Source organism: Lysinibacillus sp. FN11 (assembly GCF_024628845.1).
Lineage (GTDB): Bacteria > Bacillota > Bacilli > Bacillales_A > Planococcaceae > Lysinibacillus > Lysinibacillus capsici.
Window position 1 is genome coordinate 1,738,409 of sequence record NZ_CP102383.1, and the last position, 14,913, is coordinate 1,753,321.

The window sequence follows — 14,913 nt, forward strand, 5'->3', positions numbered from 1 at the left end:
ATAAGCGCATTATGTTTATAATAAAAGGGACGAAAGTATTTGGAGGGACAGTATGATTTCTTTAATTGTGGCACATGATGACAATCACGTCATCGGATATAACAATGGGATGCCTTGGCATTTACCTGGGGATCTGCAGTATTTTAAACAAAAAACAATGGGCAAGCCTATGATTATGGGACGTAAAACATTTCAATCCATCGGTCGACCACTTCCAGGGCGACGCAACATTGTCATTACACGTGATGAAAACTATCAGGCAGAAGGCATTGAAACTGTGACGAGCTTGGAAGAAGCATTAGCGCTAGCTGGAGATGTACCTGAGGTGATGATTATTGGCGGCGAGCAAATTTTCCGTTTAGTGATGGAGATAGCTGATCGCTTGTATATCACAAAAATTAATCACGCCTTTCAGGGAGACACCTATTTCCCGAGCTATGAGCAAGATTTTGTTCAAGTCTCTTCAGAGGAGCCTGAAACAGCCCCAGAAGGCTATACATTCCAATATCAAATATTTGAACGAAAATAACAGCGAGAGAAGTACGGTTTTGTAGGACCGTCCTTCTTCTGTAAGTAGGGGGAATATTGATGCGTAAAATAACCTTATCGAGTGGAGAAATTGCACATGTTGATTGTTTGAGCTGTGCCATCACTAGTGGACAGGTAGCACCCAATGGAGGAGTAGTGATTGAAACAGATTATTTTCACGCTCACCAAGATGTAGCGTATCCTATCAAGGGATTAGTCATTTTAGCCTCCAAGCGTCACATTCATTGCTTTGATGAATTAAACGATGATGAAAAAATGGACTATATCAACCTCTTAACAACAATCAGAAAGGCTCAAAGGGAAGTATTGGACATAGAATACGTTTATTATTTTTACAATGAAGATACGACCCATCACTTCCATACTTGGATGGTGCCACGCTATGAGTGGATGCATGCATTTGGGCGATCCGTGGAATCCTTAAGGCCAGTTTTACTTCATGCTCGAAATCAATTGAATCATGAAGAGAATGAAAAAGAGGTAAGGGAAGGCATTATGTTTTTAAGAGAATACATAAAAAATCGCTCCATATGATGGGAGCGATTTTTTTATAAATAGAAGTACACACAGGCATACATAGACGCACAGCCCGCTAGTACAAAGAGATGCCATATCGCATGATTAAAGGGCAGAGAGCGCCATGCATAAAAGATGGCTCCAATCGTATAAAATAGCCCGCCTGCTAACAGTAAAGCAAAGCCATGTAAACCTAAATACAGATAAACGGGCTTAATGGCAAATATAATTAACCAGCCCATGCCAATATAAAAAATTAAGGAAAGTACTTCAAAGCGATTAATAAAGAAACATTTAAACAACACACCAAGCACAGCCAACGACCAAATAATACATAGTAGCGTCAATCCAAGGGTACCACCAACGGCAATTAATAAAAACGGCGTATAGGTGCCGGCAATTAAAATATAAATGGACGAATGGTCCAAAATAGCGAAAAAGTGTTTATATTTTTCTGGCATACTGTGTAGTAATGTAGACATTAAAAACAGAATGATGACAGACGCACCGAAAATGCTGAAGGTTGTAATATGTAGGGCATTTCCTGTTTGTACGGCTGCTAACAGTAGAACAACCAGTGCCGGAATACTAGCAATGAAACCAATACCGTGTGTTATGGCATTCCACAGCTCTTCCCTCCATGATTTATAGTCAAATGAATCAACCATTTGAAACACTCCTTTCGTTCATACATTTACTATACCCCAATAATTTATAGATGAACATTTACATTTGTCATATAGTTCATATCAAAAATGTCATAAGCCTGTCATATTCTTTGAGGGGCATTGATAGACAGGAGGTAGGTGAAAACGCTATAGTATCCAAGGTAGCGTTTACATGCGAGCTAGGACAGAGCTTTGCCTAATGACAAATGTCATGTTTACATAATGATTCATTAGTCTATATAATAAATTTTAATGAAGTAAAAGGATGTGTCGAAGTGAGACGAATTCATATAGTAACGGACTCAACTTGTGATTTAACAAAAGAAGAAGTAGCACAACATGGCATACATATCGTGCCCTTAACGATTCAAATTGATGGTCAAACATATACAGATGGAGTGGACTTAGAGCCACAATCTTTTTTAGGCTTAATGAAAAATGCAAAAAATTTACCGAAAAGTTCACAACCAGCACCAGGTAAGTTTAAAGAATTATATGATGAGCTCGGTAAAGATGGCGATCAAATTATCTCCATCCATATGACTGGCGGTATGAGTGGAACGGTAGAATCAGCCCGTCAAGCAGCACAAATGACAGATGCTGATGTGACAGTCATTGACTCACGCTTTATCGCGATTGGTTTAGCTATCCAACTACGAGAGGCAATCCGTATGCGAGATGAAGGCGCCACTGTGGAGGATATCGTGGCACGTTTAGAAAAGGTACGAGACAATACACATTTATACGTTATTGTAGACACGCTCGAAAACTTAATCAAAGGCGGTCGAATTGGTAAAGGAAAAGGCTTTATCGGTTCTCTCCTAAACATCAAAGTCATTGCCAACCTTGAAGGTGGCGTATACAATCCTGTGTCAAAGGTACGTAGTCATAAACAAGTAGTCAATTTTTTATTTAAACAATTCCAAGCAGATACAGCTGGAAAAACAGTGAAGGCAGTCGGCATTTCCCATGCAGATGGCCTAGTAACGATGGGTAACCCATTAAAAGCGCTGATCGAAGAAACCGGCTTTAACGATGTTGAAATTGCCTTTACATCTCCAATCATCTCGACACACACAGGTCCAGGAGCAATTGGTTTTATTTATTTTGCAGAATAATAAGAAGGAGCTACTACATAAGTAAATGTAGTGGCTTTTTTTATGCGTGCTTCTCCTAGCAACTTTGACAAGAGGGATGAGCAGTTTTCGACTAACTATGAGCGTCCTCAATAAAAATGTGATCACTTTGCTAACAAAAAAGAGCGGCTCCAATCAAATTGTGAGCGTTTTCCACCAAAGAAGAGCAGCTTCAATCAAACAGTGATCATGGTGCCACCAAAAATAATCAGAAATCTTCCTAATTATTTATCATTATTGAGTGAGGAAATTTGGCAAGAGCACAAAATTATGGAGAACTAAGGGTAAGTCACTTTTCATTGCGACATGAACTATTCTATAATAGAAGTAATAGAAAGGGATGGAAGGTGGTCAAATGGACATTTGGCGATTTATGTTGTCATGTTTGACCGTCTTAGTACTAAGTGGTTGTGCAATATCAATCGATGAACCGAATCCGCAAGCAGAACCTGAAGGTGAGCAAGCAGGAACGGAGCAAGATATACCGCAGGATGAGCAACAAACAGAAGATGAGGAAAAAACATCTAAGAATATGTTGACGCAAATTTTTGAACATTTTTTTGAGCCATCAGCAGAGGATTTATCGCAAATTGATGAAGAACAAGCAAAGCAACTACATTACTTGGCACTGGGAGATTCGTTGACAGATGGTGTCGGTGATGAGTATAGTCAAGACGGTTATGTTGGAAGATTAGCAGATTCATTGCTCGCATGGCCTTCGATTTCGGATGTAGAGGTTGATAATCGGGGCAAACGTGGTAGACGCAGTGATCAGCTACTAAAATTAGTGAAAAAAGGGCATTATGATGAAGAGCTGCAAGAAGCCCAGCTAATTTCCTTAACAATGGGTGGCAATGATGTCATGAAGGTCGTCAGGCAGGATTTATTTAACCTGAAACGTGATGCTTTTGATAAGGAATTATTGGCATACAAGGAACGTTACAGCAAAATCGTAGAAGGCATTCGTGCTAAAAATCCGACAGTGCCCTTATTACTCATTGGTTTTTACAATCCTTTTTCGATTGTAACCAATGAGGCGAATGAATTTGATACGATTATCACAGAATGGAATAATGTGATTGAGGAAGTAGCCAGCAAGGATTCCAATGCTTGTTACGTATCAGTAGAAGATTTGTTTGATTCAAATGAAGAGCTCGTCTATCATACAGACTTTTTTCACCCGAATGCAAAGGGGTATGAAAAAATGACAGAGCGTATACTAGCAGCAATGGAGCAGTGTGGTATGGAAAAAAGATTAACAAGGCAATAGGCTTCGAGGAGTGACAAAATGAATAAATGGAAAGTCGCGTTTTTCGCCTTAGCGGGCACAGTGCTTTTTGCAATCCTCCTCGTCGTTTTTTTAGCAACTAGACCAGTGGATGATGTCCATGTTGCGAAGAGTTCAGCAGGTGAAAGTGAAAGCAAAGGGAATGTACTCGTGGTGCAAACCACAACAAAGGAATTAGAATCGATATCAAAAAAATACCTAAAGGATGCAGCGAAAGGCTCTCCTTTACCACTGGATTTCACAATTGGGGATGATATTCAATTACGTAGCACACTAACGGTATTTTATACGGAAATCCCTATTTCCATGAATTTTGACCCCATTGTGGATGACAAGGGAAATATTATTTTAAAACAGACAGGCATGAATGTAGGGTTATTAAACATTCCACCAGAAACGACAATGAAAATCATGCGCGATTCGGTGGAATTTCCCTCTTGGATTACCGTGAATCCGAATAAAGCAGAAATATATATTGATTTATCGCGTATTAACATTGCCTCTGGTTCACGTGTACGTGCTAAAGAGTTGGACTTACCAAAGGATAAAATCTTATTGGAAATTATTGTTCCTGGTGAATAAGGAGTGAAATGAATGGCAAAGCAATATGCAACATTTGCGGGAGGCTGTTTTTGGTGTATGGTCAAGCCTTTTGACGAAACACCTGGGATTGATTCCGTAATCTCAGGCTATACAGGTGGACATGTTGAAAATCCTACCTATGAACAGGTTTGCTCGGAAACAACAGGGCATGTGGAAGCTGTACAAATCAAATTTGATGATGAGTTATATAGCTACGAGCAGCTACTTGCGATTTATTGGACTTTAATTGACCCAACAGATGCAGGCGGGCAATTTTACGACCGTGGAGAATCCTACACAACGGCTATTTTTTATCATAACGAAGAACAGCGTGAGCTAGCTGAACGTTCAAAGTCGGATTTACAAGCGTCTGGCAAATTTGATAAACCAATTATGGTAAAAATCTTACCTGCCACTACGTTTTATACGGCTGAGGATTATCATCAACAGTATTATAAGAAAAATCCAATGCACTATGAGCGCTATTCGATTGGATCAGGTCGTCGAGCGTTTCAGGAGCAACACTGGGGGAACAAACATGAATAAGGAACAACGTTTAAAAGAATTAACAGAGATGCAATACTATGTAACACAGGAAAATGGCACAGAGCCACCATTCCGTAATGAATTTGATGACCATTTTGCAGAAGGCATCTACGTAGACATTGTGTCTGGCAAGCCTTTATTCAGCTCACTCGATAAATACAATTCAGGCTGTGGCTGGCCAGCTTTCACAAAGCCGATTGAAAAAGAACAGGTAACCGAGCATTTCGATACATCTCACGGTATGCGTCGTGTGGAGGTACGCAGTAAAGAAGCGGATTCGCATCTAGGACATGTTTTCCCAGACGGCCCAAGTGAGCAAGGCGGCTTACGCTACTGCATTAACTCAGCAGCGCTTCGATTTATCGCAAAAGAAGATTTAGAAAAAGAAGGCTATGGCGAATACCTAGCACTATTTAAATAGTAAAAACCTAGCAAGGTAGCTCCTTGCTAGGTTTTTTTGTGGTCATGACACAGCAGTTTAGAAGGATAGAAATCTAAAAGTGGCGCATAGCCCCCGCAAATTAGGGGGATAGCTCTCAAATAATTGGATAGAAATCTGAAAGTGGAGGATAAACCTGAAAAAGTAGGGGATAGAATGCTCAAAGTGAGGGATAGCCCCGCAAAGTCAAGGGAGAACCAATAAAAAATTGGTTCTCCCTCTCTTTCAGTTCGCTTAAACTTTAAACTCGCTCACGAGGTTGCGTAGGCTATCTGCTTGTTGGGCAAGCTCAGTGGCTGCGGCGTTGATTTCCTGCATGGATGCGGAGCCTTGTGTGGCTGCTGCCGCAGATGTCACGGTGTTGGCCGCGGATTGTTCTGCGTAGGCATTGACATGAATGAAGTCACTTGCCACCGCATTGCTATTTTCAAGCGTTGTTGCAATTTTATCCACCATGGCCGCGATGATGGACGTTGTTTCTTCGGTATGCGATAAAATATTGGCTAAGGATTGATTTGTTTCGTTTGTTACTTCAACGCCTCGGATGACCGTTGTCACACCCTCGTGATTTTGAGCAATGATGGATGTGACCTCATCTTGGATGGATGTGACAATCGTTGTCACCTCTTTCGCTGCACTTTGGGATTGCTCTGCTAGTTTGCGAACTTCATCGGCTACGACAGCAAAGCCTCGTCCATGCTCGCCAGCCCTTGCCGCTTCAATCGCCGCATTTAAAGCGAGGAGATTCGTTTGCTCAGAAATGGCCGTGATCGTACCAATAATGGACGTAATATCCGCAGATTTACGACCCAACGCCTCCACAGTAGATGTTGTAGAAGCCATTGTTTCTTCAATGGATTGCATGACGAGTGATGATTGCTCAACAGAGCGGCTACCCTCATCGGCTGCTTGCTGCATGGCGATAGAGGCACGATGGACAGCACTCGCTTGCTCATTTAATTGATGCATTGAATGCTCTAAGTCGCTCATTTTTTGCTGCGCACTATTCATACTGGAAATTGTATTGTCACTATCACTCGCAATATCTGCTGTCGCATCCGCAATATCCTGAATGGTACGCGCATTTTCATCTGCTAAGGACATTAGCTCCTGACTGCTGCTTGATACATGATCCGCCAACTCACTTACGCGTCGAATTAAGTTAGAAATCGACTCAATTAACGTATTTGTCGAGGCTGCAATAATCGAAAATTCATCACGATTACGTACATTTACACGTCTTGTCAAATCGCCTCCTGCTTGCGCAATATCAAGGATAGAGTCATTAATCGCCTGTGTATTACGTTTTAATGATTTAAATAGCATAAAGCCAAAAATTACAATCGCTAAAAAGCCAACGATTGAAACGAGAAAGAATGTAGTGATAGAAATATTTACCTGCTGGTTAAGCTTGTCTAATTTTGTTTTATTGGAATCGTCCATGACAGTATTAATGGTCTCAATGTTTTGATCGATATGCGTTTTCATTGTTTCCCCAGTAGCACCCATCATCAGTTTACGAGCCTGCTCAAGACCGAGCTCATCACGCATTGTCATGACTTTATCTGAATAATCAAGGTAATTTTTATAATATTGCTCGATAGCTTGCATATGACCGAGTTCCACTTGTCGATCTTGAAATTGATCTTTCAAAGCGGCTAGCTTTTTATTAATGGTATCTATTTTTAAATGATAAGAAGTAGAATAAATGCCGTTACCCGTAATTAAATACGATTGCTCTAAATTGGTCAGTCTAGCAATCTCATAGGCAAGTTGATTCACCGTTAGTTGCTCCTGCACATTTTTCTTTGTGAAATCTTCCATTTGGTGCTGCAAGTTTTGTATATTAACATAGGACAATATACCCATAATACCGTTAATTACAATAAGAAGTGCAAACATAATAAGCACTTTACCCCGAATTAAATGGTAAAAACGTTGTCGTTTTTCTTTAATAGGAGGGGATTTTTCCCAGTTTCCCCTTGTGTAGAAGCTTTCCTCTTCTTAAAAAAGCTAAAAGTAAAGAGAGACGGGCGTTTTTTCGCTGTACCATGGGTTTTTTTAGTCTTTTTCATCGCCATCACCTTCCTATTTTTTAAATAATCGATTTCAATTTTATCTTATTTTGCTAGATTTTTCTATCTTTATTTCTAAAAATTAAAATTTTTCAGATAAAATAACTATGACAAAAGTCAGGATAGACTATGAAAATAGTTCTAAAATCATAAGTGGATAAAATATAGTAGTAGTGGAATTTATGACGAATACAATTTTTTTTGATACACTAGCGAAAAGCCAATGCGTAAAAAGGGGAATTTGTTCGATGAAGAAAAGTTTTTATTTATATGTCCTAACCTTTCGAGGTGGCGATTGGTCTGACCCTAAAGTACGCTTTGCAGAGGAAGTGTTTCATGAGCATAATTTTCCAAAGCAGAGCACAGACTTTAATGAGTTGTCCGACTATATAGAAACCTATGCAACGGAAAACTTAACAATCCAGACCTTTGATACTTTGTGGTCACTTTATGAGGAACAAGCATAATTGTACGAAAACTATAAATAATTTTGTAGTTGCTAGACGTCTAGCATTGCGTAAATGACAGAAACACAGTATTATTTATAGTGATAACTGACAGAAAAGAGGGATTGCAGTATGAGTATTCATATTAATGCAAAAAAAGGTGAAATCGCTGACACAATTTTACTTCCAGGAGATCCATTACGTGCAAAATACATTGCGGAAACATTTTTAGAAGATGTAATTTGCTACAACGAAGTACGTAATATGTTTGGATACACTGGTACGTATAAAGGAAAACGTATTTCTGTACAAGGAACTGGTATGGGTGTGCCATCTATTTCAATCTATGCAACAGAATTAATGCAAGAATATGATGTTCAAAAATTAATCCGTGTAGGTACTTGTGGTGCAATTCAAAAAGATGTAAAAGTACGTGACGTGATTTTAGCACAAGGAGCAACATCTGATACACGTATGAACCAAATCATTTGGGGTGGTGCTATTGATTTCGCACCAATCGCTGACTTTGATCTTTTATTAAAAGCATACAATGCAGGTAAGGATGCAGGTCTTAACTTACAAGTAGGGAATATCTTCACAGCAGATTTATTCTACTCAGATGAGCACCAAAACGAAAAATTAGCTCAATACGGCGTACTAGCGGTAGAAATGGAATCAGCAGCTCTTTACACATTAGCGGCAAAATTCGGCCGTAAAGCACTTGCTGTTCTAACAGTAAGTGACCATATCATCACAGGTGAAGTAACGACTGCTGAAGAACGTCAAACAACATTCAATGACATGATCGTGGTAGCTTTAGACGCAGCGATTCAAGACTAAGCGTATCAAGGATTTATGGTTTGGATTTAATATCAAAGGACAAACCTTTACACGAATTGCCTGTTAGGTGACTGAATAAATCAGAGCCTAATGGGCTTTTTTAGTGTCCCGTCAAACTTTCACAAACAAGCCATATGAATTTAATGAATGATTAAATGGAACGTTGTGAGAGACATGCTAGAGGTTTTCGAAGTGATTGACGTGGCATTTACAAATGGACTTGTGCGTAATTTTAAGCACAAGTACCTAGTTTGATGCATGACGGGAAATTGTTTCAAGTGTCGAATGGTTGATGAAATCTCTTATGTACGTTTTAATTTTTTATTGATTTCCTCTAATTATCTGGATTGCCTTTTTTATTGCTTAGTTGTACGGATAGCAAACCAAAGGAAAAAACAATTGGAACTAGAGAAAATAGTAACCAGAAAATCGAGAAAGCACTAATTAAAATATCTCCTGAATTATAAGTATTCATAAAACAAATCCTACTGCTTTTAATCTATTCATCATGAAGTATCCTCTCTAAAAAGAACTACCTTTTTTCCTGGTTAGCTGAAAACTCTATCGTAACATAGTAAGGTGTATGAGTTAGTACAGAGGTGGTAAGTAGATAAAAGTTGAGATTTACTAATACCGCAGGCAATAATAGGCCTATTAATTAGTGTTTTTTTCGCTCAATTGTTTTCATTAGCATTAAACAGGTAATGCTTATAGATGCAATTACATACCATACTGTTTTAGATGTATCACCCCAAGAGTTAAGCGTTGCAATAAAAATCATCATTAGTAATAGAGCGTAAACTAAATAATGTCGCATATAATAACCTCCAAATAACCCTCTATAAAGAAATCATAACATAGCAAAGTATTAGTTGGAAGTAAAATGGTAAATAAGGAAATAAGGTTTACTTCAGCTACAGTAGGCTGCAAGATAAGCTCAATTGTTTCAATTACGAAGGAACTTACAACAAACCGAAGCAGCCCTTTAGCAGAGTTTTGCGAGGCTATACGGTTTGTTGTAAAGCAGTGGAATTTATTCATGGATGAGCAAAACACGCTGCTCTATGTGGCTGATACAGCCCATTTGCCAGGGTATAGACAGGTTATGGAATTTCCTCGATATACAGAAGGACTGCTGAAAAATTTGTTGGAGCAGTTTCAGCAAACACAAAAGGTAAATGCCACTCCTAAGCTCCATTTGCTACTGCATGAGTTGCTTGATACGATTTTTGAAAGAAAGAATATCGATATCAGTTTTGTGACACATGATTAAGCGATTCAACAGGCAGTTACCTATATGAAACAACATTTTGAAGCACCGCTAACTCGCTCTTTTATGGCCAACCTCACTGGTTTTAACGAAAGCTATTTCTCCTCATTGTTTAAGAAGGAAACAGGTTGGAGCTATGCAGAATATGTTAATCAAATTCGAATTGCTCAAGCAAAGCATATGCTACTTGGCACAAATGACAAGTTGCAGGATATTGCTTTGAAAACAGGATTCGCAGGCGGCTCGTAATTGGGAAAAACGTTCAGCAAATATGTACATCTGTCACCTAGTAGTTTTCGCAAGAGGAAGCATACGAGCCGTATAGTAAGTATACAATTAAAAGTCACTTGTGATGAATGGCCTTTGTTGTTGAAAGATAATTACATATATTTGTCAATCATCTCTGAAAACATTTTCCTTATTTACTTTGACTAGAAAAATCAATTTTATTACACTAGTTTTTCTATAGCTTCTTCGATATCTTTCCATTCGTACACTAACTCTTCTAACACTTTCCCACCAATTGTAATTTCCAAGCTTTTTATAAGCTACGCCCCATAATGTTCATAAAAATAACGTGTTTTATTCTATAGCTAAGACTTCAACAAATATAGTTTGGTAGTTTTTTTGATGAAAGTAATGAAAGATTTCCTTCAGCAATTGTTTTCCTATCCCTTTTCCGTGATAGTCTTCTAAAAGATAGAGCGTTTCTACATAATTGGAATAGGGTAGGTGTTGAGTCTCTTTTACTTGCAGATGTGAAGCCAATAATGTCGCCTAATTCATTTTCAGCTACTAGGACATACTTCGTTTTGTCGGCAATTTGTTGTGTCCAACATTGCGTTTTTTGTTCGTAGGATAATTTACTTTAATATTTTGCTGGTACAATATGCTTATAGGTTGTTCACCAACTATCAACATGTACTTTTCCAATACCTTTCGCATCTTTATAGTTGCCTTTCTAATGATGAAATTTATCACCTCCTATTAAATCTTTATAAACAGAATGATAACATCTTCTATAGTTTATTTACTTAATAAGGTAAAATATGAAATGTATAGGTTTATAGAGGGGGTATATTTTTGAAAAATAAGTATATGTGTACGATTAAAATTAATTTAGAGAGTGGAGATATTCAATTTGATGTGTCAAATGATGAACAACTTTTTAGTTTTAGATCTGGTTTAGCCTTTATAGCCATCCCGCAATTTTTCTCCACGCTCACCCGTTTTTATCAAGGTAATACAAATGAAGTAATGATAGATTGTCACGGAAACTATGATTACTATATTTTTTCCTGCGATGGTGAATACATATTAATTGAACATAAAAGTCATTATCCTATCGAAAGAATCTTTAATTATCAATTTTCTCTTAGGGGGTATATGGAGGCTATAGATCAAGGCTTCAAAAAATATTTGGAGCAGTTAGAGAATGAAGGCATCTTCCCATTTGAAAATCAAGCATTTGCTGATCCATTAGGGGAAGATGTTTTAAACGCTTTCTATAACTTTTCTTCATTATTAAAAGCTTGAATAGCAATGAAAAAAATAAACGTATGACCGCTTTAAAATAGAAGCTCTCTTTTACAGATAAATTTTAGCAGCCGATTCTTAACCAGACAAGGAGGAGAGTGAGCTTTGAAAAAAATAGGTTTACTAATAGCAGCTCTTTTCGTAGTAAGTGCGGTCTTTATTGATAGCAATAAATTATTATATCCTCCTTTGCCAATCGATTCCCTTACACCAAAGGAAGCCATACAAAAATTAAATGCATCCTCCTTCGATTTAGTGGCGCTCTCCAATGATAAGAAGGCAACTTGGTACCTCACAGCCCTCTCAGCTAGGGGCATACAGAAGGTAGACGAGGACATTCAGCAAATGATGGCTAATGAAGGATGGGCATTTCTTGAAAAAGAGGGGAGCGGTCTATTTTTCGAAAAAAATGATGAACGTTCCATTGTGACGACGGAAATGTGGACGAAGCAGTATGTGCTTGTTCAAATTCAGAAATGAGGTGCTCAATGGAAGTCTGGGATATTTATGATAAAAATCGCAAAAAAACAAATAAGCATCATGTACGTGGGACAAAATTAGCAGCTGAAGATTACCATATCGTTGTGCACGTATGGATTTGCAATAACAAGGGAAAATTCCTTCTAACAAAAAGACATCCCAATAAACATTATCCTCATTTATGGGAATGTCCGGGAGGCTCTATAGTCGCGGGTGAAAGTAGTTTGGACGGGGCTATTCGGGAGGTGGAAGAGGAAATCGGGATATCATTATTGAGGACTAATGGACAATTAGTAAAGAGTGAGCGTCGTGATTGTTTCAATGATTTTTACGATGTTTGGTTATTTGAACAAAGCTTTGAAATTTGTGACACCATGCTTCAAGAGGAGGAAGTGACAGCTGTTCAATGGGTCACAAAGCTAGAGCTTGAAAAGATGCTACACGCGAATAAAGTAGTACCGACACTTCGCTATTTTACGTCCATTTTTAACGATAAGACTATGCCATGATAGTGATCAGTGCCAGCATAATTTTGATTCAGAAGGTTAATCTATACTCAAACAGGATAGAGGAGCGTTAATATGAACAAGCGTATTCTTATTGGACTATCTTTATTTGCGTATGTTTCCCCTTTTTATTTGGTTTCTGCAAAGGACAGTGATTCGCCACAACCTCTTGAAGAATTTCTTCCTGAAATCGGCTATAAAACAGTAGAAATAGCCGTAAAAGAGTTCGAACACCACTATAATAAAGAGCTGAAGCTACCCCTACGAGTACCGCCAATCAGCTTTACGCATCACTTTGGAAGGTTTAGTGATTTGGAAGGAGAAATGAATGATCAGCTGGAGGTGGTAATGATCAGTGATCAATTGCCACAAAATCATTTCAAAATCAAGGTTCGACCAGTTCAACATAAAATGTCATTTGAAAAATATAAAACGGATGTATTTAAGCTGAAAAATGGCAGTGAGGCAGCCTATATTGAAAATCCACGAATTGGTTTTCATTTACTTGTATTTGAAAGAGACAATTGGCAATATGTCTTTAGTATTGATCGAGATGTGGCAGATCAAGTGACGGCTGAAGTCCTGATTGATATTGCTAATTCGATGGATTATCCAAAGCAAAAGTATTAGCCCCTCTAATTTTTATCCTTACCTTTCAGCGCCTCTCGTAATTTCTTTAGTTCCTCCGTTTGCTCCAAAATAGTTTTGTTAACTCGTCTAATGGAATCATATATAGCAAAAATCCCCGCAAAAATAAGAATGATAACTAGTAATTCCATCTTGCACCTACTTTCTATTTATACAATGATTGTAACAGGAATTTCCAAATGTATGAAGAATTAGTTAGGTGGAGGTGCTTGTCATGCAGAGATATGTTTATCATATGGTTCCAAGGGAAATGGTGGGTCAGGAGCTCATGCCATTAAATAGGTTAGGGGCAATGTATCCACATTTATATGAACGATATTCGAAAAAATATTTTGATCATCCAGAGAGGCCGAAATTATTCATGAAAGAAATTCCTCAATTAAATTGCTTGTGGAATGATGTTGTTCATTTCCTACCAATCCATCCTAGTCATCTATATAAGGCATTAACAGAGCTAGGTATTGCAACGAAAGAAAGTCTAATGTTTTACCAAATTCCAATCCAAAAACTAGCGGCTAATCGTAATGCGATGTACCTGTATTCTAAGGAACACTATAAAGGGCCAGCAGGGGCCATTGCTGCAGAGGATATAAAACTACTGTCATTACCTGATTATAGAGAACTAGAAGAGCTACCATCAGCAACTGTAGACTATTTCCAAACGGAGAACGAAAAAGGGAAGAACTTTGGGCTTTTTGCGTATATTCCGCATCTCTTTAGCTTAGGCAATGTCAACGTAGACGATGTGGAAATTATTTCGTGGAATCAACATAATCCTAGCATGAACACTAATTGAGGTGGGAAGAGAAATAGGGGTTGCCGAGTAGCTGGCTGCCCTTTTTTGTCCAAATTGAATGGCAATGGAAAAATAATACCTCTTTCTTCTGCTTCATAAAAGATTATGCCAACAGCATACCTTCTGTTAGCTGCAATGGATATTCTTTCAACGGCGCAAACACAATTCTTTCTCCAGCTCATTCGCTATGATTCCTAGTAAACTTTTGAAAAACGTGTTGAAGCAAATAGACAATCAATCGAAAAATAAGTAGATAGAAAAAGGCCTCTATGAAGCTTGTAGCTAGTATTATTATATAACGACCGAAATCTTCTAGCTCATGAAAAGTATATTTTTGTATATGCCAATCAAAAAATAATGCTTTGTAACTCGTCCCCAAAAAGATAGGTATGAACAATAGCCAATAAAAGCGAGGTAAACTAAATTTATAGCCTTTAACCAGCAAGGTACTCCCTCCTCAATTTTTAAACCATCATAACATAAGAGATAATTTTTAGGTATATTATGGGATTTTTAAATGATAATACGAATGCTTTATTTACAATTATAGTAATTTAAAGGTATTATTAGTAAGTTGAGACGATGCCCAGAA

Annotated in this window: 21 protein-coding genes; 16 read left to right on the top strand and 5 right to left on the bottom strand. The window is 38.1% G+C overall.

Annotated elements, in window-relative coordinates; translation table 11 throughout:
• The first annotated feature begins 52 nt into the window (after positions 1 to 52).
• A complete protein-coding gene (locus NP781_RS09285) occupies positions 53 to 529 on the top strand; it encodes a dihydrofolate reductase (RefSeq protein WP_221682282.1) in 477 nt (158 codons plus the stop codon).
• A gap of 59 nt (positions 530 to 588) precedes the next feature.
• Positions 589 to 1,083, top strand: coding sequence for an HIT family protein (locus NP781_RS09290; protein WP_257522095.1), 495 nt, complete (start codon positions 589 to 591; stop codon positions 1,081 to 1,083).
• A gap of 14 nt (positions 1,084 to 1,097) precedes the next feature.
• Here NP781_RS09290 and NP781_RS09295 read toward each other — a convergent pair whose 3' ends face one another.
• Positions 1,098 to 1,733, bottom strand: a complete 636-nt coding sequence (locus NP781_RS09295) for a PAQR family membrane homeostasis protein TrhA (RefSeq protein ID WP_016993322.1) — start codon at positions 1,731 to 1,733, stop codon at positions 1,098 to 1,100.
• A 275-nt stretch (positions 1,734 to 2,008) separates the two neighbouring features.
• On the opposite strand from NP781_RS09295, the gene NP781_RS09300 reads away from it, so the two are divergent.
• From NP781_RS09300 to msrB, 5 genes are all read left to right on the top strand, one after another.
• Positions 2,009 to 2,851, top strand: a complete 843-nt coding sequence (locus NP781_RS09300; RefSeq protein WP_202342112.1) for a DegV family protein — start codon at positions 2,009 to 2,011, stop codon at positions 2,849 to 2,851.
• 373 nt (positions 2,852 to 3,224) lie between these two features.
• On the top strand, positions 3,225 to 4,139 hold the full coding sequence (locus NP781_RS09305; RefSeq protein WP_257522096.1) for a GDSL-type esterase/lipase family protein: 915 nt from the start codon (positions 3,225 to 3,227) through the stop codon (positions 4,137 to 4,139).
• 18 nt (positions 4,140 to 4,157) lie between these two features.
• Positions 4,158 to 4,739, top strand: a complete 582-nt coding sequence (locus NP781_RS09310; protein WP_004230217.1) for a YpmS family protein — start codon at positions 4,158 to 4,160, stop codon at positions 4,737 to 4,739.
• 12 nt (positions 4,740 to 4,751) lie between these two features.
• Positions 4,752 to 5,285 (top strand): peptide-methionine (S)-S-oxide reductase MsrA, encoded by a 534-nt coding sequence (gene msrA / locus NP781_RS09315; RefSeq protein ID WP_221682279.1) that lies wholly within the window; start codon positions 4,752 to 4,754, stop codon positions 5,283 to 5,285.
• On the top strand, positions 5,278 to 5,706 hold the full coding sequence (msrB, locus tag NP781_RS09320; RefSeq protein WP_048395692.1) for a peptide-methionine (R)-S-oxide reductase MsrB: 429 nt from the start codon (positions 5,278 to 5,280) through the stop codon (positions 5,704 to 5,706). The genes msrA and msrB overlap by 8 nt, the downstream gene beginning before the upstream one ends.
• Before the next feature lie 252 nt (positions 5,707 to 5,958).
• Here msrB and NP781_RS09325 read toward each other — a convergent pair whose 3' ends face one another.
• A complete protein-coding gene (locus tag NP781_RS09325) occupies positions 5,959 to 7,626 on the bottom strand; it encodes a methyl-accepting chemotaxis protein (protein ID WP_257522097.1) in 1,668 nt (555 codons plus the stop codon).
• 421 nt (positions 7,627 to 8,047) lie between these two features.
• Here NP781_RS09325 and NP781_RS09330 point away from each other — a divergent pair, with 421 nt between their 5' ends.
• Together NP781_RS09330 and deoD are read left to right on the top strand one after the other, a co-directional pair.
• Positions 8,048 to 8,266, top strand: coding sequence for a YozE family protein (locus tag NP781_RS09330; protein ID WP_257522098.1), 219 nt, complete (start codon positions 8,048 to 8,050; stop codon positions 8,264 to 8,266).
• Between the two features lie 111 nt (positions 8,267 to 8,377).
• A complete protein-coding gene (deoD, locus tag NP781_RS09335; protein ID WP_048395686.1) occupies positions 8,378 to 9,085 on the top strand; it encodes a purine-nucleoside phosphorylase in 708 nt (235 codons plus the stop codon).
• Between the two features lie 658 nt (positions 9,086 to 9,743).
• Here deoD and NP781_RS09340 read toward each other — a convergent pair.
• Entirely contained in the window at positions 9,744 to 9,902 is a 159-nt protein-coding gene (locus tag NP781_RS09340; RefSeq protein WP_202342117.1) for a hypothetical protein, read from the bottom strand.
• 66 nt (positions 9,903 to 9,968) lie between these two features.
• On the opposite strand from NP781_RS09340, the gene NP781_RS09345 reads away from it, so the two are divergent.
• Both NP781_RS09345 and NP781_RS09350 read left to right on the top strand, forming a co-directional pair.
• Positions 9,969 to 10,358: a hypothetical protein gene (locus tag NP781_RS09345; protein ID WP_221682277.1), complete on the top strand. Its 390-nt coding sequence runs from the start codon at positions 9,969 to 9,971 to the stop codon at positions 10,356 to 10,358.
• 24 nt (positions 10,359 to 10,382) lie between these two features.
• Positions 10,383 to 10,604, top strand: a complete 222-nt coding sequence (locus NP781_RS09350) for a helix-turn-helix domain-containing protein (protein WP_257522099.1) — start codon at positions 10,383 to 10,385, stop codon at positions 10,602 to 10,604.
• 333 nt (positions 10,605 to 10,937) lie between these two features.
• Here the strand turns inward: NP781_RS09350 and NP781_RS09355 are convergent, their stop codons facing one another.
• Positions 10,938 to 11,123 carry a GNAT family N-acetyltransferase gene (locus tag NP781_RS09355; protein ID WP_257522100.1) on the bottom strand — a complete coding sequence of 62 codons (186 nt, stop codon included), beginning with the start codon at positions 11,121 to 11,123 and terminating at the stop codon, positions 10,938 to 10,940.
• A gap of 315 nt (positions 11,124 to 11,438) precedes the next feature.
• Between NP781_RS09355 and NP781_RS09360 the strand changes: the two genes are divergently transcribed.
• From NP781_RS09360 to NP781_RS09375, 4 genes are all read left to right on the top strand, one after another.
• Entirely contained in the window at positions 11,439 to 11,891 is a 453-nt protein-coding gene (locus tag NP781_RS09360) for a hypothetical protein (RefSeq protein ID WP_257522101.1), read from the top strand.
• A 105-nt stretch (positions 11,892 to 11,996) separates the two neighbouring features.
• Positions 11,997 to 12,371, top strand: coding sequence for a hypothetical protein (locus NP781_RS09365; protein WP_221682274.1), 375 nt, complete (start codon positions 11,997 to 11,999; stop codon positions 12,369 to 12,371).
• 8 nt (positions 12,372 to 12,379) lie between these two features.
• Positions 12,380 to 12,880, top strand: coding sequence for an NUDIX hydrolase (locus NP781_RS09370; protein WP_257522102.1), 501 nt, complete (start codon positions 12,380 to 12,382; stop codon positions 12,878 to 12,880).
• Positions 12,881 to 12,952: 72 nt separating this feature from the next.
• A complete protein-coding gene (locus NP781_RS09375) occupies positions 12,953 to 13,507 on the top strand; it encodes a hypothetical protein (protein WP_221682272.1) in 555 nt (184 codons plus the stop codon).
• 5 nt (positions 13,508 to 13,512) lie between these two features.
• On the opposite strand, the gene NP781_RS09380 is transcribed toward NP781_RS09375, so the two are convergent.
• Entirely contained in the window at positions 13,513 to 13,656 is a 144-nt protein-coding gene (locus NP781_RS09380) for a hypothetical protein (RefSeq protein WP_221682271.1), read from the bottom strand.
• Positions 13,657 to 13,739: 83 nt separating this feature from the next.
• Between NP781_RS09380 and NP781_RS09385 the strand changes: the two genes are divergently transcribed.
• Entirely contained in the window at positions 13,740 to 14,321 is a 582-nt protein-coding gene (locus NP781_RS09385; protein ID WP_257522103.1) for a group-specific protein, read from the top strand.
• Positions 14,322 to 14,913 lie beyond the last annotated feature (592 nt).